The following is a 22787-nucleotide window of genomic DNA, read 5'->3' on the forward strand; positions in this document are numbered from 1 at the left end:
TTGTGCAGTGTTTCTTACCCAGAGACCTGAAAAATATTACCAACAGCAATGGATACCGCCATAGCCAATGAGCCCCAAATAAGCACGCGAAGTGAACCTTTTAAGATGGAGGCACCACCAATTTTAGCAGACACGCTTCCTAATAATACCAAGGACAACAATGAAACGATCACTATTGAAGGGATCAACAAAGGACCATTGACCACTAACACGGTTAATAAAGGTAAAAGTGCTCCTGCGGTAAATGACAGTGCTGAAAACAGCGCGGCTTGAAAAGGGTTGCCTTGGGATTGTTCAGTAATACCTAGTTCATCTCTAACATGACTACCTATGGCATCTTTAGCCATCAGCTGCTTGGCAACTTGCATAGCTAAATCACCTTCTAAACCACGTTCTACATAGATGTTGGCAAGCTCTTTTTCTTCTGCCACCCAGTTTCTATCAATATGTTTCTGTTCTAACGAGATTTCGGCGTGCTCTATGTCAGTTTGTGAACTTACAGATACAAATTCTCCTGCGGCCATCGACATAGCTCCGGCTACCAATGCTGCCAAACCCACAATAAATAAATGTTCCGGGGCCACTTGAGAAGCGGCGATACCCACTATCAGACTTGCTGTTGAGACTATGCCATCATTTGCGCCTAAAACAACGGCTCTTATCCAGCCGATTCGGCCTGCCTTGTGTTCGTGGTTGTAATCCATATAAAATTTATCTCTATTTCAGCAAAACAAATGCGTGTTGAATTATTAAAGTGCTACAGCTCATACTATTGTAAATACTAAGGCAGGCCAACAGCAGAAGCCGATTTAATATTCTCCTGTGTTGGCTATATTGTTTACTAAGGCATTATATTAAATGGATCTTAGAATCACTGTACAAGTCATGGATGTACAGTATGATCTTTTTTACGATTTTTTTGCAGTAGGTAAACTAAGTTTTTGAACAAGCTCCCCGTAACCACAGTCGCCCTCATAGTTGTTTGTCTTGGCTCTTTTATTGGACCATTGGGCATAGCGTCGGTTAATGTCGCAATCCCCAATTTAGCTGCAGACTTGAACGCAAACGCGAAAATGGTGAGTTGGTTACCTACGCTTTTTTTGCTTAGTAGCGTGGTTTTCATGTTGCCATGTGGCAAATTGGCTGACAATTACGGCCGAAAACGTATATATACCATTGGTTTGGCGTTAAACGCTTTTACATCGTTAATGTGTGCTTTAGGCCAACAAGTGGAGTGGGTACTGTTTTGGCGCTTTGTTCAAGGTGCGGCTTCGGCGATGATTTTTGGTACCGGGGTGGCTATTCTAACCTCAGTAACCCCTTCCCATAAGCGCGGAGCAGCCCTTGGTTTGGCTGCAGCTTGTGTTTATATCGGCTTAACGCTAGCGCCAGCAATTGGCGGCTTACTCACTGAAATGTGGAATTGGAGAGCGGTGTTTTTATTTCAACTTCCGTTAATTATGATCCTCTTAGGACTAATTAAATGGGGACTGCACGGCGAGTGGAAAAATGAGTACATAGCTTCATTTGATTGGCGAGGAAGTTTTATTTTTGCTGTTTCTTCTACTTCACTAGTATTCGGTTTTAGTTCCCTTCCTAAACTCCATGGCTTTTTACTGTTGATTTTTTCAGCACTCACAATGATTTTATTTGTTTACCACCAAAGTCAGCATCATACCCCCTTAATTCGAGTACAAATGTTTCGGGAAAGTAGAGTCTTTTCCATGTCATTGATTACATCACTGCTGATGTATGGTAGTAATTTCCCCTTAGCGTTTCTGCTGAGTTTGTACTTACAAGTCGTACAAGGTTACAGTCCCGCAGAAGCGGGTCAAATCTTATTGTTACAAGCTTTAGCTATGGCCTTTTTAGCACCCATGTCAGGCCGACTTTCTGATAAAGTTCAGCCTCGATTTTTAGCGACTTTCGGTTGTGCTATTGTTGCCTGCGGATTTTTGGTGCTATCACAAATGACAACGGCGACAGGTACGACTTACATAGGTGGCTCTCTGCTGCTGATTGGCATTGGCTTTGGTTTATTTTCGTCTCCCAATAACAATGCTATCATGGGAGCAGTGCAAGAAAGCGAATTAGGTGTTGCTTCGGCAACCTTAAATTTGGCGCGTACTGTGGGTAACCTAGTAGGGATGAGTACAGTCAACTTATTAGTGCACTATTATCTTGGCGAGAGTAAAATTAATGCTGAACAGACTCCTGCGCTAATGAGCACTATAACGTTCGCGTTTTACATTTCTCTTATCAGCGTAATTATCGCCACTTTTCTATCAGGCTTTCGCGGAAAAGCGAATCAACAAAGGAAATAAATTTAGCGGTGTGCGATTTTTATGTTGCGTCCCGTAAATATATGTCTGTTTGCAAAATGATTAGTCGCAGCTTGGTGTAAAATTCTTTCCCTCTCATAAAAATCCTCATATCAATTCTTATATCATTGTCTTTAAAGGAAAAACACTTTTAGCTTTCCATCGTTTAAGTATTTGTTGCTCTTCATTAAATTAATGCTTGTTCGACTTTTAAACTACCGCTAATATGAATTTTGGAACCCAATATTCATTGTATAAAAGTGCATAATTTTTCATATGTTTACTAGTGACACTGTTATTAGTGTGGGTCGTTGCGCGCAAACAAATGACGTTCATGTAAACGATCCAAGTGTTTCTCGTAACCACTTACAATTAACATTCAATAACCTAGACTTTATTGAGGTCAGGGATTGTGGATCATCATATGGGTCATTTTATTGGGAAGGGAATCAATGGCTTCAGTTTGACGTCGTAACGTTAACTGCTAACGATTATATCGTTGTGGGTGAAACGAAACTTCGCATAATGGAAATCATGATCGCATATCAAATAAAGAGCAGGAGCCGTGGTATATGACCAGTTTGGAGAAAGAAGAGTCTTACTATCGTCTGGTTGTGTTGCTAGCAATGTCATTCATTGCATTTGTAATCATTATTGTTGGATTTGTACTAACAGAAAAGCAACCTAGTACCAGCACAGAAATGCGTTTGGCGGATATTCTTTTTGACCGCAGCGGTCCTTCTTATCCTTTCACTATTCAAAATGTCATGTGGTTGTTTTTCTTTATATGTGCAGGTGAAATCTGGGTTCGTTGGCAAAGAGCTACTCAAGAAATTAACCAGATAAACCGAGGTTTAATCAGTGATGATGAAGATGCGCTGTATCGCCCTAAAGATTTAGGCCCCATTTACCAAGCCATTAAAGCCGATAATCTCGGCAGTCGTTTTTACCTGCAACGCTTAATCAAACGAATTATTCTACAGTTTCAACTTTCCAGAAGCACTGAACAAGCTAACAATCTTATGAATTCCTCATTGGAATTAATGCAGCACGAAGTCGACCTTAAGTACACCATGGTGCGCTATCTGGTTTGGCTGATCCCTACGCTAGGTTTCATCGGCACTGTTATCGGTATTGCCATGGCATTGTCTAGTGCTGGTGATATGCCACCTTTATCTGATTCTGACGCCATCAAAGATTGGGTTGCAGTGATTACAATCAAACTAGGGGTTGCGTTTAACACTACTTTATTAGCGTTAATCATGTCAGCTGCTTTAGTATTTTTTATGCATTTGGCCCAAGGACGCGAAGAAAAAGCGTTAAACCTAGTTGGTCAATATTGTTTAGACAGATTAGTGAACCGCTTAATCGCGGCAGATTAAAATTAAGGAGAATTCACCATGAGCTTTAGACGTGGTCCAGACGGGAAACCAGTGGAAATAGAGTCCAGTTTCGTTAAAAGTGATGACAAACCAACTCATTCGGCACCTGATGGTGGAACTAAACCGCCACAAGGTCAGTTTGGTGGTCAATCTGGTGGGCCTAAAGAAGGGGCAACACAACCGCCTAGTGTCGACTTATTCAATCACATGAAATCCTCAGGTCCGGCAATGCGTCCTGGTGGAGTGGCCGTTTCACCAGAGCCGCCAACTCGACCAGCGAATATTCCAGGAGCTAACAATCCAACTGCTAGCTCAGAACAAGGTACAGTGCCACCTACAGGACAGCAGCCGGCAGCCAAACCTGTAGTAGAAGAGCCTAAAACCTCAATTAACTTCGGGGGGGCGGGCGCTGCAGCTAATGCGGGTGGGAACTCATCTAATGCTAGCGCAGAGTCTTTTGTATGTGGATGGTTAGTAGTGGTTGACGGTCCTGGAAAAGGTAAAAGTGTGGTAGTAGGGCCAGGTCAAAGTGCTATTTCGCGCTCTCCCACTGAACGTATCACCTTGAACTTTGGTGATACCTCAATTACTTCTAAACAGCAATTGTTGGTTATTTATGATGATGAAAACCGAGAATTTATTGTCGCTCCTGGCAATGGTTCCAGTTTGAATCGTGTGAATGGGCAAATTGTCGCAGGGCAAACTGTATTGCAGACAGGAAGCCTATTAAAAGTTGGCGCAACGACCCTAAGGTTTGTGGCGTTTTGTGACCAAAACTTTAATTGGGAATAATGATGCTACAAATCTCCGTAGGATGGGCTCAAACCGTTGGCAAACGAGACTATCAGCAAGACGGTGTTACCAAATTGGTTTGGCCCAATGGATTTGCATTAACAGTGTTATCGGATGGTATGGGTGGGGCAGTACACGGGGAAGTTGCTAGTCAACAAATTCTTCAAGCTTTCAATGATGCGTTTTGCAACAGTGAAGAGCAGCAAATGGAAACACGTTTGCAGCTAAGCTTAAATGCCACAAATCAACATCTAGCTGACTACATTGTTGAGAATCCCGAATGCAATGGCATGGGGGGAACCTTAATAGCTGCTGCGTTTACTGGCGAACACCTAGATTTTATCAGTGTTGGTGATAGCCCCTTGTGGCTTTGTAGAGAAAATTCCCTACAACGAATTAATCAAGATCATTCAAAAAAATCTGAATTAATGCAGTTGGTCGAAGAAGGTGTGATGACCGAACAAGATGTTGCCGTTCATCCCCAACGCAACCAGTTAACTTCGGCTGTTATGGGTTACGACGTCGACATGGTTGATATTAATAGTATTGCATTAAAAGTGGGCGATATTGTGCTTTTGGCCAGCGATGGAATCGAAAGTATTCCAGAACAAGATATCGCAGCCATCTGTCATCGGTTTAATCAATCCGATCCACAGATATTGGCGGAACACATTGTTAGCTATGTAGATAGTCTCGATAAGGATTACCAAGACAATGCCACTGTCATGGTACTGAAGGTTTCTCAGGAAGCCGACTCGGAAGAAACAACAGAATAAAATACGTAAGGAAATCGGCATGTTTTTGTCACCTAAATTGATTGCACTACTGACATTGGGTTTTAGTTCGACGATTTTTTCTGCTGCTGCAGAATACGTCTATCAAGTTGAAATAGAACGCAAAAATGGTAAAACCATATCCGCCCTAGCAACCAAAGTGAATGACCACCAGTTTGTCACCGACGCTGAGGTTATTGATGGTGCGAAATCGCTGTTTATTGTCGATAACTCGGTAACTCCTGCAGCTAAAATACTGGCAACTGTTATTGTCGAAAATAATGATAAACGCTTAGCGATTTTGTCTGCCAGTAATGTAACAGGGGAACCTATTACTTTGGGCAAAGAAGTTCAAACCCTTGGCGAGCAATTGATTCTAAAAACCGATTCTTCAGAAACTGCTTCAATTGTTCAGCGTTTAGAGCCAGTAAAAAACCTATCACAAGGTGACATCTATGTTCACACCGCACTATACAAGGAAGGCCAGTGGGCAGCACCGTTGCTGAATAATTGCCACCAGTTAGTGGGCGTTAGTATCTTTGAAACGGCCTTATTTGCTGGAATGAAAGCCCCTGAAAATATCGCATACGCCTTGTCTACTGATACTCTGAAGTCCTTTTTGACTGAAAATAAGATCAGTTTTACGGTTGCCGACGAAGTGTGTCTTTCTGATGTTGAGCAAGCTAAAGCGAAAGCCGACAAAGCGGCAAAAGATGCAGAAGAAGCAGCTAAGCTCGCCGAGCTTGCTCAAAAGGAAAAAGAGGATGCAGATTTGGCTGCGAAAGCCAAATTAGAAGAAGCAGAAAAGAAAGCTCAAGAAGCACAAGCAGAAGCTGAAAAAGTTTTGCAAGAAGCAAAAGATGAAGCCGCTCGCATTGAAGCTGAAAATTTGGAGAAACAAAAGCAAACCGATGAAGCCATTAAAAAGGCCGAAGAGGAACGTTTAGCGTTAGAAGAGGAAAAGAAAAAAGCAGAGCAAGCTGCAGAATTAGAAGCGCAAAAACAACTTAAATCGGAACAGCAAAAAACTTACATCATGTTAGGTGGTGGGGTGCTGTTGTTAGTCATGTTGTTATTGTTTGTGATTCTTATGCGTAAGCGCAAAGAGGCGATGCAAGCGCAAACTGACGAATTGCAGAATAAAGTAAAAGAGGCCACTGGATTGGCTCAAGAAAAAGATAATCTTGCGGGTAAAATCGCAGAAATGGAAAAATCCTTTAACGACATTTTGTTCGATGGCACCACTATCAAAGGTGACAGTGTCAGAATCAAAATAAATGGTAAAGCTCTAGCTCAAAGTGAAGGCCAAGTGATAGGTCGCGAGAGCGCGCAAGTGGATTACGTTTTGGGTGAAAACGAAATTTCTAGAAAGCACTTAATGATTCGATTGCACGAAAACAAAATCTATGTGGAAGACATGGGGAGTCAAAATGGAAGCTGGATAAATGAGGTGCCACTTACTCCAGGTCAACCGATGGAACTGTCCAATGGCATGGAACTTCGCTTAAGCACGATAACGTTTAAAGTAACTGTACTTTGAATTTACTTAATCGGCAGTGCTATACATTGTCGATGAAGTAGTTAAAAGGGAAATCGATATATGAAGCTCAAAAGTAGGGAAGTCAATATCTTTAGCATGTCGGCTTTAGATTTGTTTGCTTCTGGAATGGGGGCATTTATTTTACTTGCCGTTATTTCACTTCCGTTCTTTGGGAATGTGTCGAAAATTCCTACCTCTGCGCCACAAACGTGCCCAGAAGTAAAAGTGTGTCCACCGCCGAGCACGCCAAAACCCGATCCTGTTCCCGCTCCAGCCCCATCAGGTTTTCAAAAAATGCAAACACTAGACTTGGTTGTTGTCCTCGATGTGACCGGCAGTATGGGGCAAGAAATTAATGGATTGCGCGCTGAAATTGGCAATATTGCCCGCATCATTGAGATGTTATCTGATTCAGCGGCTATGCGAATAGTCGCTTTTGGTGATAAAAACTTTGATCGACCCGTATCGCAATTTCCCCTTACTTTAACTAAAGATATTACGGTCTTAAAGTCTTACTTAGATCAAGTGAATCTAGACTTAGGTAAAGGCAAAGGGTTCAACCCAGGCGACAACGGGGAATCTGTGTATGCCGGATTTGAAGAGGCCTCGGAAACCAAGTGGCGCTCAGAAGCTCAGCGCCGAGTGATTTTTATTATCACCGATGACGAAGCTCACTCAGGTGAATCTCGACCTTTGATGAGCAAAGTTCAAAACTTTGCGAACGACAAATACAGTGTTTCAGTGCGCTACTCTGGTGATGAGGATCACGAAAAAGAGTTTTATCAAGAGTTGGTGAAATCTGGTTTAGGTAATTATTTAGATGCTTCCGATGGCTCTCTAACTGCGGCGTTACTCATAGCGCTCATGCCTAAGTAGCACGAGAGAAGTAACATGACGCGAGCACTGCAACCTGGCAATCGAATACATCGTTATGTGATTGAAGACGTGCTGGGGAGCGGGGGGTTTGGTGTGGTGTATCTGGCTCAACATGCCTCACTTGAATATCGGGTCGTGATTAAAGAATATCTACCCAATCAAATTGCCCATCGCGTTGACGGCGTGGTTAAACCATTTATGGCCGATTTAGTGCAAGTATATGAAACCGCTTTACAGCAGTTCAAACATGAATGTGAAACTCTGCTGACCTTAGATCATGACAACATTGTCTATGTCTACGATTGCTTTTATGAAGCAGGTACCGCCTATATGGTTATGCACCAAGAGATTGGTAATACCTTATGGGAAAGTTATGTACAGCAAATTGAACACCATAATCAGCCATTTACCTGGCAGCAGGTTAGTGCGGTATTGCCTGGCGTTTTAGCTGGCCTAGACTATTTGCACCAACAAAATTTAGTGCACAGAGATATGAAAGCCAGCAACGTATTTTTGCGTTCTGGTTCACAACTACATCCGATATTAATAGATTTTGGCGCAGTAAAAGTTGCTGGTGGTTATGTGAGTCAACAAGCTCAAAATACCCAGTCTTATGCTGCATTGGAGCAAGAATATAATATTTTCCCCATCGGCCCATGGACTGATATCCATGCCCTAGGGGTAATGATCATCGAATTATTAACTGGACAACGGCCAATTAAAGCTTTTGACCGGTACACCCAATCGGGCACCGATGGCAGTGATCCAATTTTAATGTTGTTAGAACAGGTATCCCACTGCTGTGGAGAAGATCTTGCCAATGCATTGTTTTATGCAACGCAACTACAACCAGAACATCGATATCAAAATATCAGCGAATTTAAAGCCGCGTTGTCACTATAGATAGGCTTGCAAGGGAATTATAAATGTCTAATAACCGTATTATTTTTGAAAAATCTGAACAAGCAGGCAGAAAGTATAATCAAGACCGTTATGCTTATCATTTAAGTGAAGATAACAGTGATATTTTAATTGTCGTTGCTGATGGCGTGGGGGGGACTAAACAAGGTGAATTAGCTGCCGAAATTATTGCTGACAAAAGTGGTGTTTTTTGGCAAAAACGCGAAGAGTTTGCAAATGGCGAAGATTTTTTAAATACTTTTGCTGATGAATGTAATTTGGCCATTAAACAAACCTGTGAACAAGGTACATCCACAGCCGCAACCTTAACGGCGTTACTGCAATTAAACGGCGAGTTAGTCTCTGCTCATGCCGGAGACTCGCGAATTTACCAATATGATCACTCCGGTAAAGTCAAACAAAGTAAAGATCACTCATTGGCTTACGCCAAATTTTTAATGGGTGAAATTAGTGAAGATGAGTTGGCAACCCACCCCAGCCAAACCCAACTGTTAAATTGCCTAGATGGCAGTGAAAGTGCCCATTGTGAAATTAATCAATGGCAGTTAAATGCAGGCGAATATTTTGTTCTGTGTACCGATGGCTTTTGGGAAATATTCGACAATGATGAGACTTTAGAATTAATCAAAAATGACAATCGAGAGTACATCTTCGCCAATCGAATTGACGAAACCTTGCAAACAAAACCCGGTCAAGACAACACCACAGTGGTGTTATCCCAACTAGATAAATCTAAAGCGGTGCCAATTACAGCTGCTGCAAATGCCGAAGCAAGTGAGGGTTTGCCTCAAAATTCATCTCCCAATAATACGCCAGCCTCGTCACTATCTAAAACTGTTGCACAAGATGACGCTAAACCGTTACTCAATTGGAAAGTAATTGTTTTAGGGCTGGTAGCATTTATGTTGATAGTGTTGCTGTATTTTACCTATCGTAATTACATGCAAAACTGTTGTTCGGCTGAACCAGCGTTATCAGTTGAAGAGCAGCTCGATTCGTCCTCTAGCGGCGATGATTTCCCTGCGCCTGTCATTACTAACCCTAGCTCTGAGCTCGAGTATAACGTGGCCGGAGAAGCGCAAAAACCAGCGGAAGTTGGGGAACAGATTATTGAGCAAGTAGAAAAAACAGTGGGGGATGTGGGTGAAATCTTAGAGCAAGTAGAACCGCCTATTTCGGAAGATTTAAAAGCGCCGCTAAGTGATGCTAAACATACCCTTGAAAGAGCTTTATCCGATGCTGAAGATGCTTTATCCGACGCTGATGATGCTTTTTCCGACGCTGAGGGCTCTTTACCACAAGCTGATGGCTCCTTACCTGATGCTGAGGATTCGAATAATCTAGAATCGTCATCATCCGCGCTGAAAAACTTTGTCAATAGTGATGAGGTAGTGCCAGATGCAGCTATGGATGAGCAAGGTGACGTCTCTGGGCCTGCCGACTTAAATGCAAATTTAGATTCTGCACCGAGTTTGTCATTAGACGTAGCACTTGGAGAAGATCCCATTGCGAAACTTGAAGCGCGTTTAAGCCAAGATGGTAGGGTCTCCAAAGACAGTAAATTAGACAAAATTGATGAGATGAAAGATCAATATACAGAAATCATCACTGTGCAATTAAAAGTCAAAAACACACCTGTTTACGGTGCGGTATTGCGTTACCAAAAAACCAGTTCAGGTATCGAAGTCATCGCTGGCAAAGTCAGTAATTTACCTAATGTTCCTGACGCGCCTACCCACGATTTTATGAGTTGCTTTAGTCAATATCAGAATGCACAAGAACAACAAGGAAAAGCAATTGAAAAAGGTCAATCTGAACCTTTGCTTTACATTGATGCCGCCAGCTCTGGTTATTTTTGGTTAGCTGACATTATCGTCACAGAAACAGGACAGGCGTTCGATTTGTTTTTGCTAGATAAAAGCTGTGAGTCACTACGTCTAGTGTCTAAACACGTTAGTCATTAAGGACCATAAGTTGTGAGATACTTAACCTTAATTGCTGTTTTTATTAGCTTCTGCAGCACCGCCCATGAAGGTTTAGAAGGTGACTCTCTTGCTGGTGGCATAATATTGCAAGCACCTCGCATAGAAAGGTCTTTTGAACCGGTAAAGGCACCCATTCAATCAGAACATGCTTTCAGCAATTGGGTAAAGGGTAATAAACAACTTTTAGGAATGTCGGATGCGGCACAAATACAAGTGCTACAAAGTACCTTTGAAGACAACGGCTACAGTGTCTATCGCATTCAACAACAATTAAATAATATTGATGTGTTTACCCATCAATCAGTGGTGATATTGTCTCAAGGGCAACCTATTAGTGCGCATTTAGTCACCACAGACTTACCTGCACCACCACCGCCAGTTTTGACAAGCTTAGAACATACTGTGAACACCACTTTAGCTAACTTAGAAATTGAATATCAGGACAAGCCAACACTTAAACCTGTCTATTTTAAAAGCGCAAAAGAGTTGGTATCTGCGGCCGTAGTAAAAGGCAAATTCCAAAAAGACAATTTAGATTATTTGTATACGCTGGTTATCTCCAGTGCTGGGAAGGTTTTGCAGACAATACCCAATCATCTTGATTTTAGTTATGGACTAATTGATGTCGATGAAATGTGCAGCGCGGTGGGTTACCAGTCCCCAACTACCATTGTGCAATTACTGATAATGGCCGAAAGCGGGTATATTCAAACTTATCCTCCTGCAGAATCTCCATCTATGGCAAGTACCACCAATGAACGCAAATTAGCGACTATGTTGGACGAAGCCAATGCCTATATGGAAGACCAATTTGGTCACCCGGGTATTGATAGGAATAACAAAGTGCAAGTTTTAGCATTTGTTGGGCAGCAATTTTATGAAGAAAGTTTGAGCTGTGCTGGTAACAATACAACTAATGCATTTTGGACGGAACTGAGTGACACTCTGGGGCTAATGCAAATCCATGCTCCCTTATTGCAAAACCCGGAAGTCATTATGCACGAACTTACACACGGTATTGTCGCATATGGTGCAGGACTGGTTTATCAACAGCAATCGGGAGCACTAAACGAAGCCATTGGCGATGCTATTGGTATAGGGTTTGTAAGTTGGAAAAATAAACGCTTGCACGCCCCCGCCTCTAGTGATTGGAAGCTAAAGTTAGGAAGTGAAGTTATACGCGACTTTAGTCATCCCATGCGTGTTCAAGGCATGCCTGATCACTATAGTGAACGCTATACTGGTAGCAAAGATCATGGTGGTGTACATATTAATTCATCAATTATTAACCATGCTTTTTATTTGTTATCTGAAGGTGGGGCGCACCGTCGCCTAGGTAGCGACAACGTGCCTAAAATCGGAATGAAAAAAGCACTCCAAATATGGCAGTATGCTGCGACAAAGATTTTGACACAAACCTCTGATTTTGAAGATGCCCGTTATGCATTTGCCAGATCAGCTGAGATTATTTACGGTAAATATAGCGAAGAAAGAACCGCAGTGCACATGGCCTTTGATGCCGTCGGAGTGAAAGGGCGTTGGACTAAAAATGTGCCGCCAGCACCTGCACCTAAACCCGATCCTAAACCCGATCCCCAACCTGATCCAAAACCCGATCCTAAGCCGGATCCAAAGCTTGACCCTAAACCAGATACAACGTCTGATGTTAGTTCTAAATTACCGACAGAAGTGCTGTTTTTGGCTGGGGGATGTTTATTCTTGCTGTTGATGATTTTGTTTATCGTACTCAAACGCTCTCGTCCGGGCAAACCTGAGAGTCCAAAATATGCACCTTACAACATCAATACAGGCTCTGAGCCTTCCAAAGGTCGCCAACATAAAGAGCCTAAGTCAACTCCAGTTGCTACCGGGAATTATGGATTTTTAGTGGTCAACAGAAAGGCTTACCCACTAGCAAATGCAGCTTTATCGGGTAAAGGAGTCACTGTAGGTCGTGCCGAGTCGGCAACTATATCTATTGATCACCCATCGGTCTCCAGTTTTCATATTCGTTTGTTTTTAAGTAATAAACAATTGCATATAGAAGATTTAGGTTCGAGTTACGGTACCTTTATTAATGGTGAAAAAGTTAATAAACACCAAGAGATAAGAATAGATATAGGTGACAAAATTGTTCTCGCTGACTTGCCTTGCGGTTTATCTAAGAAACAACCATCTTCGTCTCAAGACACAGGGAAACAACCAAAGGGCTCATCTACTTTAACCTTGTTAACGGCTAAAGGACGTTTTCAACTAGACAGTGAAAAAGCCCTAGGTGAAGGGGGGGAAATTGGCCGCAATGAAAGTTGTTCACTGGTGATCCCTCACGATTCCGTTTCAGGCACCCATGGTAAGTTTTTGTTTAAAGAGGGACATTGGTATTTTCAAGATTTAGGTTCGTCTTACGGGTCATTTTTGCAGAAAAATAACAAGCTTGAATCTATTGAAAAACACTCCGAACAGGAAATTAAAAATGGCAGTATTTTGTTTTTGGCAGACTTTAAAATTGAAGTGAATATTGACCAGAATGAAGCCAAAGTTAGGCTTTAATTAACGAAAGATGTTAGACAGAAAATCAAATCTTGATGAAAATTACTAACCATAATTAGTCGTCGATTTTACAAATAATAAGAGCATTGAATATGGAAAACATACTAGCGCTTCCAACTGGAACTGAAATTAATCACTATGTAATTGAATCCGTGCTTGGACAAGGTGGATTTGGTGTGGTGTATAAAGCTCATCATGCTCATTTAGACGAAGAAGTGGTCATTAAAGAGTTTTTGCCAGTTGAATTAGCAAGCCGCCAAGGGGAAACCGTCACCCCTCACGGGACCTCCAAACAAGACGTATATGGTGATTGTTTAAGACGTTTCATGGAAGAGGGGCGTACTTTGGTAAAGTTACGCCATCCTAATGTAGTTCGATGTCGTGATTTGTTTACATCTAATGGTACAGCTTATTTAGTTATGGACTTTGAAGACGGATTAGCTCTAGATGAACTCATCAATAGCTTAGAATCCCAAGGTCAACATTACTCCCAAGAACAATTGATGCATTTTTTACTGCCACTAGCTGATGGCTTAAATTATATTCATAGCAAAGGCGTACTGCATCGCGATATAAAGCCGGCTAATATTTTTATTCGTCGCAGTGACGGCTCCCCAGTTTTAATTGACTTTGGCGCGGCTAAACAAAACTTTGCGTTAGCTTCGCAATCCCAAGCGCCTTATACAGAGTTTTATGCGCCCATGGAGCAAATTGAAGGAGGAGGAGAGGCCAAACCTACCATCGACATCCACGCGTTTGGGGCATTAATCTATCGAATTGTAACGGGGGAGAAGGGCACTAAGGCAGAGAGCCGTACTTTAGCATTTGCCATGGGCAAGCCTGATCCATTAGTGCCAGCGAGTAAACTGCAAAAAGGAGAGTTTAGCCAATCATTGTTAAATTTAGTGGATGATTGTCTGCAATTTAGAGCAATGGATCGTCCGCAATCTATGCAAGAAGTGAAAGGTCGATTACTAAAAAGCTCGAACAAAGTAGAGGGAGAGCCAGAAAAGCCACAGAATTTACTGGCAAAACTAGACGACTTAATTATGCTTGCGGGCAGTGATGGTGAGATCAGTGAAGCTGAGATGAAACTGATTTTAGATAAGGCCGTGATCTTGACCATTGATCCTGTTGAAGCGCAACAATATGTGGTTTTAAAAGCAACTAAACACGGTTGGCGTTTCGAAAGTGCACTTGAACAACCCAAGCCCGACGAACCACCCACCGTCAAACAGCCGAAAGCGACGGCAACAGAATCCCCAAAGCCCACACCCGAGGCTCCTAAACCAGTTGACGAAAAAAAGCCTGTTTGGCCTGCCAATGATGAAGTTGAATCATCCGGTGGTTTGAAGTGGTTTGCCATTCTAGTGGTGCTAATTCTGGTATCTGGTGGGGGCTATTTTGGTTATACGGCTTATCAAGAAAAGCAAGACGAATTAGCAAGACACGAGCGTTATCTAGCACATAAACAACGTGAGTTAGATAAAGAAAAGCAGCAACAAGCAGAATTACTGGCTCAGCAGCAAGCGGAAAAAGATAAAAAAGAAGAGGATGATAGAGCATGGCAAGCCGCTGCAAAATTAAACTCCCGTACTTCTTACCAACATTATCTCGATATGCAAACGGAAGGGCGCTACCGCACCTCGGCGCAAAACAGAATCGACCAATTCGAAAGAGTTGCCAAACAACGCCAAAGTGATGCGGCAGAGAAGAAAGCTTGGAATAAAGCAAAAGCCGCGAATACCGCAATGGATTATGATGGATTTTTGGAGCGATATCCTTCTGGCACTTATCGGTCGCAAGCTGAGGCGGCATTGCGACAATTGAGCAAAGAGGGCTTAAATCCCTCAGACCCTAAGGAGCAGTTTGTATTAGGTAACGACTATCGTACCGGCGAGAATGCCGATATTCCGGTGTCATATGCGCATTCTGTGTATTGGTACAAACGCTCTGCCGTACAAGATCATGCTGATTCAGCAAATAACTTAGGATATATGTATGAAAATGGTTATGGAGTAGACAAATCATTTTCTGAGGCTGCGAAATGGTATTTAAAATCGGCGGAGCTGGGAAGCGAGTATGGACAGAATAACATGGGTGTTTTGTACCGAGACGGTGACGGTGTAACTCAATCCCTCTCGAAGGCCGTGTATTGGATTCGTAAATCCGCTGAACAAAATCATGCAAGTGCTCAACATAACTTGGGTAATTTGTATCGAGACGGTAAAGGTGTGACACAGTCACAGACAAAAGCTACTGAATGGTACCGCAAAGCTGCTGATCAAGGACATGCCGGTGCTCAAGTTAGTTTAGGAATTCAGTACGAAAGGGGCGACGGCGTAGCGGTTTCCAATGCGGAGGCTGTCTATTGGTATCGAAAAGCGGCCGAACAGGGTAACCAATGGGGTCAATACGATTTAGGTCTAAGTTACGAATTTGGCCGAGGCGTGGAGAAGTCAATGTCAAAGGCAGTTGAGTGGTACCAAAAAGCCGCAAAACAAGGTCATACCGACTCGCAAAATAGGTTAACCAACAAAGGATATTCTTGGTAGGGTGATTAAGCACATATCGCACAGTGTTCACCAACCTTTTGATCTCCCGAAAGAATTAAGATGAACACAATTTGAATTATGTATGAAACTATATACTGTAGCTAAGTTGGTTTTATTTTATGATAAAAACGTTTTTAGTATAGATACAAATGCAGCCTTTAAGGTGACGAATAGGATTGATAAACGTTTGTTGGCATAACAGTGAATGCAAACATGCAAAATAAAAAGTCGTTAACAGTAGTGAAAAGTCGCGAAAACTCGTAATTTACTGCAAAAACATATCAAATTAGTGGAATATGAAATGATAAAAACGGGAACGTTAGGGTGTAGTTATTAATGGATGAAAATATTTTAGCATTGCCTCAAGGCAGCCCGTTAAATCACTATGTTATCGAGTCCGTGTTAGGCCAAGGTGGCTTTGGTGTGGTGTATAAAGCCCACCATGCCCATTTGAATGAACAAGTGGTAATTAAAGAATTTTTGCCTGTGGAACTTGCTAGTCGACAAGGTATGACAGTGCTTCCCCACGGGGCGTCTAAACAAGAAGTATACAGTGACTGTTTACGACGGTTTATGGAGGAGGGGCGTACCTTAGTCAAATTGCGCCACCAAAATGTAGTGCGCTGTCGTGACTTGTTCACCGCCAATGGTACGGCTTATTTGGTGATGGATTTTGAAGATGGTTTAGCCCTAGATGAATTGATGCTAAGTTTGGAAGCCCAAGGTCAACGATATTCCCAAGAGCAGTTACTCCACTTTTTAATTCCCATGGCCGATGGTTTGGCCTATGTGCATCAACAGGGAGTTTTACATCGCGATATTAAACCCGCTAATGTCTTTATTCGTCGCTCAGATGGCTCGCCAGTATTAATTGATTTTGGTGCCGCTAAACAAAACTTTGCATTGGCATCCCAATCCCAAGCGCCTTATTCTGATTTTTATGCACCTATGGAGCAAATTGAAGGTACTGGGGAAGCTAAACCCACAGTGGATATCCATGCCTTTGGTGCCCTTATGTACCGAATTGTTACCGGAACCGGCGGTATTAAAGCTGAAAGTCGGATTTTGGCAATTGTCAGCGGCCGAGAGGATCCCCTTAAAGCAGCGACCAGCTTTTCCGATTTAGGCTATTCCACTAAATTGCTCACCTTAATTGATGATTGTTTGAAGTTTAAACCCTTAGAACGTCCGCAAACAATGGGAGAAGTTAAGGCTCGTTTATTAGCCAGTGTAGAAATTGATGATAATGACGTTAAGCCTCAAGGAAACCCCTTAGCACCGTTAGAGGATATGTTAGAACTGGCGGGTTCTGATGGGATAATAAGCGAGACGGAAATGGCCTTACTGATTAGTAAAGGCATAAGTTTTGGTGCGGACGAGTCCACAGTTCGACAATATGTTGTTGAGGAAGCAACGCGCAATGGTTGGCGTCTTGAAGCAGGCACAAATTCAGGTACTAAAAAAGATACTGGTTCAACCCAAGGACCGACCGTAGATAAGATTTCAAAAGATATCAATCATACCCTAGCTTATACATTGGAAAGTTCCGCGCAGGAAAATGTGGTGGATATTAATGTTAGTAAAATGATTTCTTGCGAAACCTGTGTTGCCTCAGGAGCGGTGAATTCCAGTTGTTCTGTATGTGGTGGTCACGGGGTAGTGAAAAAAGAGCAGAAGTTACGGGTTAAAATACCTCAGGGAGTAATGACCGCTGATCGTATTCGTTTACGAGGGGAAGGCAATGTCACCGGCTTTGGGCAAGGTCCTGGTGATTTGTATGTGGTGATAGCCATTGAACCTCATCCGGTGTTTAACATTCAGGGGCAAGATCTACATGCTTCTATAACGGTTGATGAAGAAGAGTTATTTTCCGGAAATCAGATACCGTTCAATGCCATAGATAGACAATTTAAATTGAAAGTTCCTGAAGGCTATAAAAAAGGACAAGCTATTCGCTTAAACGGCATTGGTTTGCCGTTTGGTGGTGAAAGCCATTTGCGCGGCAGTTTATTCCTTAGTTTATTACCGAAGCAAGCCCATAAAAGCAAGAGCACTGTGACTCAAGATGGCTCTATCGTCATTGTGTTAGAAAAGAACAGCCCTGCCATTAGGCAGGGTATCGCCCAAGAAAATATCGGCATAGAAACATTGGGAAGCACCTTAACGCCTTTGGTTTTCAAGGGGGCTAATTTGGTGAACTCGGTTTCGCATACTTTTTCTACCTCAGAAGACAATCAAACTGTGGTATCGCTCAATATGTTCCGTGGGAATAGCGAAACACTGAGCAAAGGGATATTTTTAGGGACCTATGATATCAGCGATATTTCGCCGACTAGCAAAGGCGTTCCGCAAATTGAAGTATCTGTGTATTGTGAACATAAAGATATTTTAATGAAGGTGAAAAGTGTCGATGGTGATAAACTGCGTTTAACCAGTGAGAATCCGGTAGAGCCACAAACCATCAAGTCCCAAAGTGCTAAAGCAACGAATAATTCAACACCGACAGAAACCGCTGAAAAATCTGCTGATGATAAAAAGTTTACTAAGGCGGGTATTTTTGGACGGATCTTAATATGGGTGCTGTTGGTTTTGAGCATGAAAATGCTAATTTCTGTGATGATGAATTAGTTTTTGATGATTTAATACAGGGACTAAACGCCCCCAAATAGTGTAATTCGTATTTTGGGGGAGGTCTTTAAATAGAATTTTTTATTGATTAGTTAATTACTTGGCAGTTGTTTAGGAAAGGCTGCCGTCCCCCATAAAGGCACTGTAGATAAACTGTGTTTGTAACTACCAGAGGTTTCTTTGGTTGAATAAGAAAGGTACATCAAAGTTTGCGACTGGGGATCAAAAATACGTCTTACTTTCATGTTTTTAAAGAAAATGCTTTTAGATTTTTTAAATACCACCTCACCGGAATCAGACTTATCAATTTGATTTATCATTTCCGCGGTAATTTCACCGGTTTGCCGACACGCTATGGAGCTATCGGAAGGATCGGATAAATCCAAATTAGCCTCAATACTAGATATATGACAAGTAACCCCTGTCACTATGGGATCTTGTAAGGCGTCTAACTTAATGTCTTTGGTAGTGAATACACCCAATGACACATCACCCACTTCATTTTCACTGCAAGCAGATATAGTCAGTGACGCGAGTAACAGGGCAATCAATTTTTTCATTCTGTTGGTCCTTTTGGCTACTTTTATAGTATCGTTTATAAGCGCTATTTACTTAATTGCAAGTTATAAAAAGCTGCTAATTTCTGAGAGTGCTTTTTTATTTTGTGCGTGTTTAGGCACAGTGGCAGATTCTTCAGGGTAGCCAGTTATAAGCAGCATATAAGGGCGCTCATCGTCTGGACGGTTACAAATTTTCGATAAAAAAGACATGGGTTTTGGGGTATGGGTTAGGGTCACTAATCCGGCATGATGTAATGCGGTAATTAACATCCCCGTGGCAATGCCCACAGATTCATGTACATAGTAATTGGTGTGTTTTTCACCTGCTGAGACACCTCCTTTTTTCTGACTAAAAATGGCGATTAACCAAGGGGCATGCTCTAAATAAGGTTTTTGTGCATCTGTACCTAGAGGTTTTAGGGCATCAAGCCATTCTTCCCCAGCTCGACCTGCATAAAACCCCTGTTCATGTTGTTCGGCTTGTTCTCGAACTTGTTTTTTTACGTCTGCTGAATGAATAGCTACAAAATGCCAAGGTTGGTGGTTAGCGCCACTTGGTGCAGTGCCTGCTGCTTTTATACAATTTTCAATAATGGATTGGGGCACATCACGGTCACTAAACTGACGGACGCTATGACGGCGTTTTATATTTTCGTAGAAGTCTTCTGAGCGTTTAAGCATATCCTCTACAGAATACTCAATATAATCACTCAATGGTGTCGCAATATGTTGTTTCATCAATATCCAATTTTTGTACAAGTGTATTTAGGCCGATTTTTCACTGATGAGTATATCGAGTTATTGATTGAGACGGCAAATTTAGCATCTGTTGCATAGAGTCAAATAATACCAAAGTTATAGCGACTAATATGACAAAGATCATTGATCTCTCGGTATTATTGCTCTAATTTGCTTTTACAATTTTTAAAGGTAAATCTTTGGCAGCCATTAAAAGTCTTGTTCTCAGGGTCTTTTATGCTGCTAATTCAGCATAAGAGGTTATAAAAATGAGCAATGATCCTATTGTAATTGTATCGGCTAAACGTACTGCCATGGGCGGTTTTATGGGTAGCTTATCTGCAGTAGATTCAACTGAATTAGGTGCCGCTGCAATTAAGGCTGCTTTAGGTGATGTCGATAAAAATCTCATCAATGAAGTCATAATGGGTTGTGTGTTACCGGCAGGTTTAGGCCAAGCACCCGCTCGACAAGCGACCTTAAAAGCGGGTTTACCATTGAGTACTGGTGCCCTAACCATCAACAAAGTGTGTGGCTCTGGCATGAAAGCCGTTATGTTAGCTAATGATCTGGTTACTTCAGGTTCGGCACAAGTGGTTATCGCCGGTGGCATGGAAAGCATGAGCAATGCCCCTTACATTTTGCCTAAAGCCCGTGCTGGTTATCGAATGGGACACGGCCAAGTGCTTGATCATATGATGTTGGATGGTCTAGAAAATGCCTATGATGGAAAGGCTATGGGTTGCTTTGCTCAAGATACAGCTGATGCAGAATCAATTACCCGCGAACAAATGGATGAATTTGCACTTTCTTCGTTAACCAAAGCATCAAAGGCCATTGAAAGTGGTGCTTTTAAAAATGAAATTACCCCTGTCACGGTAAAAACCCGTAAAGGTGACATCGTCGTAGATACCGACGAAGGTCCAGGTAATGCCATGCCGGACAAAATTCCTAAACTTCGCCCTGCATTTAAAAAAGATGGAACAGTCACTGCGGCTAATTCGAGCTCAATATCGGATGGTGCGGCGGCATTGATGATTATGACTGAATCTAAAGCGCAAGAGCTGGGTTTAGCACCTTTGGCAAAGATTGTCGGACATGCCACTCATTCTATTAAACCTGAAGACTTTACCGTAGCGCCCGTTGGAGCCATGGAAAAGCTATTCGCTAAAACCGGTTGGACAAAAGAGGATGTTGATTTATTTGAAATCAATGAAGCTTTTGCCATGGTGACCATGTTAGCCATTAATAAATTAGGGTTAGACAGCAACAAAGTGAATATTAACGGCGGTGCTTGTGCCCTAGGTCATCCAATTGGTGCTTCTGGCGCGCGAGTGATTGTGACTCTTCTTCATGCTCTACAAAATAAAGGTATGAAGAAAGGGATTGCCTCATTGTGTATCGGCGGCGGTGAAGCAACTGCTGTTGCAGTGGAAATGTATTCTTAAAATTGCGAGTTAGAACCATGATCTGATGGCCACGGGCTAAAGCCCGTGCTACAGGATGTGTAGGCGGGTGTTTGAACCCGCTAATCCATGGCCTAAAGGCCATGCTACAGGATGTGTAGGCGGGTGTTTGAACCCGCTAATCCATGGCCTAAAGGCCATGCTACAGGATGTGTTGGCGGGTGTTTGAACCCGCTAATCCATGGCCTAAAGGCCATGCTACAGGATGTGTTGGCGGGTGTTTAAACCCGCTAATCCATGGCCTAAAGGCCATGCTACATATATTTTTCGGGTATTTTATTTCTAAAATTTCAATTGCACTTCATTTTATTATATTCTGTTCACCTATTACCTTTGATTGAAACAACGTTGTAAATAGCGAAAGTCGCAGGGAATGTGCGAATGGGTAGATATATTGTTGTTGGTTTAATCACTATTTTTTTATCAGCTTATTCAAGTTTTGGAATTGGGCAACAAGCTAATTTGCCGTCACAATTGAATAAAAAAATAGCATTAACCACGGGGTCTAACTATTACCCTTATGTTGATCCTAAGGCAATGAATAACGGCTGGTCGGTATCAATAGTCGAAGCTGTATTTCAACAAATGGGTAAACAGGTTGATATTGATATACTGCCATGGCAAAGAGGTTATAAATGGACGGCTGACGGGCATTATGCTGGAACATTTCCATATGTATATACTGAACAGCGCGCAGAGTCCTTTATCTATTCAAATCCTATTAATCTAATCCCTGTAAGAATATATACCAACAAAAATAAGGTTGTTAAGTCGTTAACTGAACTACAAGAAGCCCGCTTATGTTTGCCATATGGCTACAGTTTGAGTCGCGAACAACGAGAGCTAATTGAAAAGTATCAGTTGGTTATTCACAATGCGACAAATGCCGGGGGATGTGTACTGCAAGTCGCAAAAGGCTGGAGTGATTTGGGTTTTATTAATGGTTACTTGGAAAGTGAAAAAAACACCGAGCTGTTTGAAAGCCTAAGAAAAGTCAATATATTACAAATCCCGGTGGCTAATGTCCCTTTATTTTATATTGTTTCTCGTCAGTTAAAAAATGCACAGCAGCAGATCGATCAATTCAATGAAGCCTTAGAACAAATTGAACAGTCGGGGATCAGGTGGGAAATAGATCAAAGGTTTGAAACATTTCTAAGTGCCCCAGAGTCTATTATTGGTTCAGGCTATTAACTAAGCTTTTATTTTTTCCTCAACAAATAGACAACGAGCTTGAGCGTATTATAACCGCTAGTTTCGTGCTTATTTATTTCTTAGTTTTGCCAGTTTTATATGGGTAGATGCTCATCAAGGTAGGTAAGCAAAAGCCTTGGAAGATAATTTTAATCTTTTCCCTCAGTGCCGCGATTGCTAGGTTCAGCTTTGCATCTTGTTTTTATGCTCATTGGTTTATTTCTAGGCAGAGGTAAAAGGGCTAATGTTCTGCTCAGCTTAGATCGAGATATCAGTTGTTTTTCGATGATGGGGATGCTCAACGAGCCCTTTGATAAAGTCTACTTAGCGGTGGAGGATTGCCAAGCTTTAGCCACTCAGCTACAAGGCAAATTGAAAGCTCAGGGACAGTAATAATCGAACCGCATATTTTACTAACCTGAAACCCTAGGTGGGAAGTCAATTCCACTGTTTTTAAAGGCATTTGGACTGAATTATCATTACAACTCAGGCTAGTTTGAGTAGGA

General features: G+C 42.1%; 18 protein-coding genes. 15 read left to right on the plus strand and 3 right to left on the minus strand.

The features are described 5' to 3' along the window. Positions 1–14: 14 nt before the first annotated feature. Positions 15–704, minus strand: coding sequence for a VIT family protein (locus tag AB6T38_RS15035; protein ID WP_372548079.1), 690 nt, complete (start codon positions 702–704; stop codon positions 15–17). A 237-nt stretch (positions 705–941) separates the two neighbouring features. Here AB6T38_RS15035 and AB6T38_RS15040 point away from each other — a divergent pair, with 237 nt between their 5' ends. From AB6T38_RS15040 to AB6T38_RS15095, 12 genes are all read left to right on the plus strand, one after another. After that, the gene (locus AB6T38_RS15040) at positions 942–2324 is read left to right on the plus strand and encodes an MFS transporter (RefSeq protein ID WP_372548080.1); all 1383 of its coding nucleotides are present in this window, start codon (positions 942–944) and stop codon (positions 2322–2324) included. 273 nt (positions 2325–2597) lie between these two features. Then, positions 2598–2897: an FHA domain-containing protein gene (locus AB6T38_RS15045; RefSeq protein WP_372548081.1), complete on the plus strand. Its 300-nt coding sequence runs from the start codon at positions 2598–2600 to the stop codon at positions 2895–2897. Then, entirely contained in the window at positions 2894–3703 is an 810-nt protein-coding gene (locus AB6T38_RS15050) for a MotA/TolQ/ExbB proton channel family protein (protein WP_372548082.1), read from the plus strand. Before AB6T38_RS15045 ends, AB6T38_RS15050 begins: the two co-directional genes overlap by 4 nt. A gap of 18 nt (positions 3704–3721) precedes the next feature. Beyond that, positions 3722–4495, plus strand: coding sequence for an FHA domain-containing protein (locus AB6T38_RS15055; protein WP_372548083.1), 774 nt, complete (start codon positions 3722–3724; stop codon positions 4493–4495). Positions 4496–4497: 2 nt separating this feature from the next. Next, positions 4498–5271 (plus strand): protein phosphatase 2C domain-containing protein, encoded by a 774-nt coding sequence (locus tag AB6T38_RS15060; protein WP_348489979.1) that lies wholly within the window; start codon positions 4498–4500, stop codon positions 5269–5271. A 19-nt stretch (positions 5272–5290) separates the two neighbouring features. Further along, entirely contained in the window at positions 5291–6808 is a 1518-nt protein-coding gene (locus tag AB6T38_RS15065; protein ID WP_372548084.1) for an FHA domain-containing protein, read from the plus strand. Positions 6809–6868: 60 nt separating this feature from the next. Further along, on the plus strand, positions 6869–7684 hold the full coding sequence (locus tag AB6T38_RS15070; protein WP_372548085.1) for a VWA domain-containing protein: 816 nt from the start codon (positions 6869–6871) through the stop codon (positions 7682–7684). Between the two features lie 15 nt (positions 7685–7699). After that, positions 7700–8587, plus strand: a complete 888-nt coding sequence (locus AB6T38_RS15075) for a serine/threonine protein kinase (protein ID WP_372548086.1) — start codon at positions 7700–7702, stop codon at positions 8585–8587. A gap of 23 nt (positions 8588–8610) precedes the next feature. Then, positions 8611–10569 carry a PP2C family serine/threonine-protein phosphatase gene (locus AB6T38_RS15080; RefSeq protein WP_372548087.1) on the plus strand — a complete coding sequence of 653 codons (1959 nt, stop codon included), beginning with the start codon at positions 8611–8613 and terminating at the stop codon, positions 10567–10569. 12 nt (positions 10570–10581) lie between these two features. After that, on the plus strand, positions 10582–13140 hold the full coding sequence (locus tag AB6T38_RS15085; RefSeq protein ID WP_372548088.1) for a M4 family metallopeptidase: 2559 nt from the start codon (positions 10582–10584) through the stop codon (positions 13138–13140). A gap of 92 nt (positions 13141–13232) precedes the next feature. Further along, positions 13233–15695 carry a protein kinase gene (locus AB6T38_RS15090; RefSeq protein ID WP_372548089.1) on the plus strand — a complete coding sequence of 821 codons (2463 nt, stop codon included), beginning with the start codon at positions 13233–13235 and terminating at the stop codon, positions 15693–15695. A 336-nt stretch (positions 15696–16031) separates the two neighbouring features. After that, positions 16032–18323 carry a DnaJ C-terminal domain-containing protein gene (locus AB6T38_RS15095; protein WP_372548090.1) on the plus strand — a complete coding sequence of 764 codons (2292 nt, stop codon included), beginning with the start codon at positions 16032–16034 and terminating at the stop codon, positions 18321–18323. A gap of 92 nt (positions 18324–18415) precedes the next feature. Here AB6T38_RS15095 and AB6T38_RS15100 read toward each other — a convergent pair whose 3' ends face one another. Continuing rightward, positions 18416–18883, minus strand: a complete 468-nt coding sequence (locus AB6T38_RS15100; RefSeq protein WP_372548091.1) for a CreA family protein — start codon at positions 18881–18883, stop codon at positions 18416–18418. A 63-nt stretch (positions 18884–18946) separates the two neighbouring features. Further along, positions 18947–19621, minus strand: coding sequence for a nitroreductase family protein (locus tag AB6T38_RS15105; RefSeq protein ID WP_372548092.1), 675 nt, complete (start codon positions 19619–19621; stop codon positions 18947–18949). Positions 19622–19890: 269 nt separating this feature from the next. Between AB6T38_RS15105 and AB6T38_RS15110 the strand changes: the two genes are divergently transcribed. The 3 genes from AB6T38_RS15110 (at position 19891) to AB6T38_RS15120 (ending at position 22674) form a co-directional block, all read left to right on the plus strand. Next, positions 19891–21069 (plus strand): acetyl-CoA C-acyltransferase, encoded by a 1179-nt coding sequence (locus AB6T38_RS15110; RefSeq protein ID WP_372548093.1) that lies wholly within the window; start codon positions 19891–19893, stop codon positions 21067–21069. A 399-nt stretch (positions 21070–21468) separates the two neighbouring features. Then, complete coding sequence (locus AB6T38_RS15115) at positions 21469–22281, plus strand: substrate-binding periplasmic protein (protein ID WP_372548094.1); 813 nt, start codon at positions 21469–21471, stop codon at positions 22279–22281. A 189-nt stretch (positions 22282–22470) separates the two neighbouring features. Next, on the plus strand, positions 22471–22674 hold the full coding sequence (locus tag AB6T38_RS15120) for a hypothetical protein (protein ID WP_372548095.1): 204 nt from the start codon (positions 22471–22473) through the stop codon (positions 22672–22674). The last annotated feature ends 113 nt before the right edge of the window (positions 22675–22787 follow it).

Source organism: Aliiglaciecola sp. SL4, from assembly GCF_041538045.1.
Lineage (GTDB): Bacteria > Pseudomonadota > Gammaproteobacteria > Enterobacterales > Alteromonadaceae > Aliiglaciecola.

What these genes read in the sequence shown, in the direction of transcription:
- AB6T38_RS15065 (WP_372548084.1), top strand. Translation starts at nt 5,291, where the DNA reads ATGTTTTTGTCACCTAAATTGATTGCACTACTGACATTGGGTTTTAGT.
- AB6T38_RS15035 (WP_372548079.1), bottom strand. Translation starts at nt 704, where the DNA reads ATGGATTACAACCACGAACACAAGGCAGGCCGAATCGGCTGGATAAGA.
- AB6T38_RS15075 (WP_372548086.1), top strand. Translation starts at nt 7,700, where the DNA reads ATGACGCGAGCACTGCAACCTGGCAATCGAATACATCGTTATGTGATT.
- AB6T38_RS15090 (WP_372548089.1), top strand. Translation starts at nt 13,233, where the DNA reads ATGGAAAACATACTAGCGCTTCCAACTGGAACTGAAATTAATCACTAT.
- AB6T38_RS15050 (WP_372548082.1), top strand. Translation starts at nt 2,894, where the DNA reads ATGACCAGTTTGGAGAAAGAAGAGTCTTACTATCGTCTGGTTGTGTTG.
- AB6T38_RS15045 (WP_372548081.1), top strand. Translation starts at nt 2,598, where the DNA reads ATGTTTACTAGTGACACTGTTATTAGTGTGGGTCGTTGCGCGCAAACA.
- AB6T38_RS15070 (WP_372548085.1), top strand. Translation starts at nt 6,869, where the DNA reads ATGAAGCTCAAAAGTAGGGAAGTCAATATCTTTAGCATGTCGGCTTTA.
- AB6T38_RS15060 (WP_348489979.1), top strand. Translation starts at nt 4,498, where the DNA reads ATGCTACAAATCTCCGTAGGATGGGCTCAAACCGTTGGCAAACGAGAC.
- AB6T38_RS15100 (WP_372548091.1), bottom strand. Translation starts at nt 18,883, where the DNA reads ATGAAAAAATTGATTGCCCTGTTACTCGCGTCACTGACTATATCTGCT.
- AB6T38_RS15095 (WP_372548090.1), top strand. Translation starts at nt 16,032, where the DNA reads ATGGATGAAAATATTTTAGCATTGCCTCAAGGCAGCCCGTTAAATCAC.
- AB6T38_RS15115 (WP_372548094.1), top strand. Translation starts at nt 21,469, where the DNA reads ATGGGTAGATATATTGTTGTTGGTTTAATCACTATTTTTTTATCAGCT.
- AB6T38_RS15055 (WP_372548083.1), top strand. Translation starts at nt 3,722, where the DNA reads ATGAGCTTTAGACGTGGTCCAGACGGGAAACCAGTGGAAATAGAGTCC.
- AB6T38_RS15105 (WP_372548092.1), bottom strand. Translation starts at nt 19,621, where the DNA reads ATGAAACAACATATTGCGACACCATTGAGTGATTATATTGAGTATTCT.
- AB6T38_RS15110 (WP_372548093.1), top strand. Translation starts at nt 19,891, where the DNA reads ATGAGCAATGATCCTATTGTAATTGTATCGGCTAAACGTACTGCCATG.
- AB6T38_RS15080 (WP_372548087.1), top strand. Translation starts at nt 8,611, where the DNA reads ATGTCTAATAACCGTATTATTTTTGAAAAATCTGAACAAGCAGGCAGA.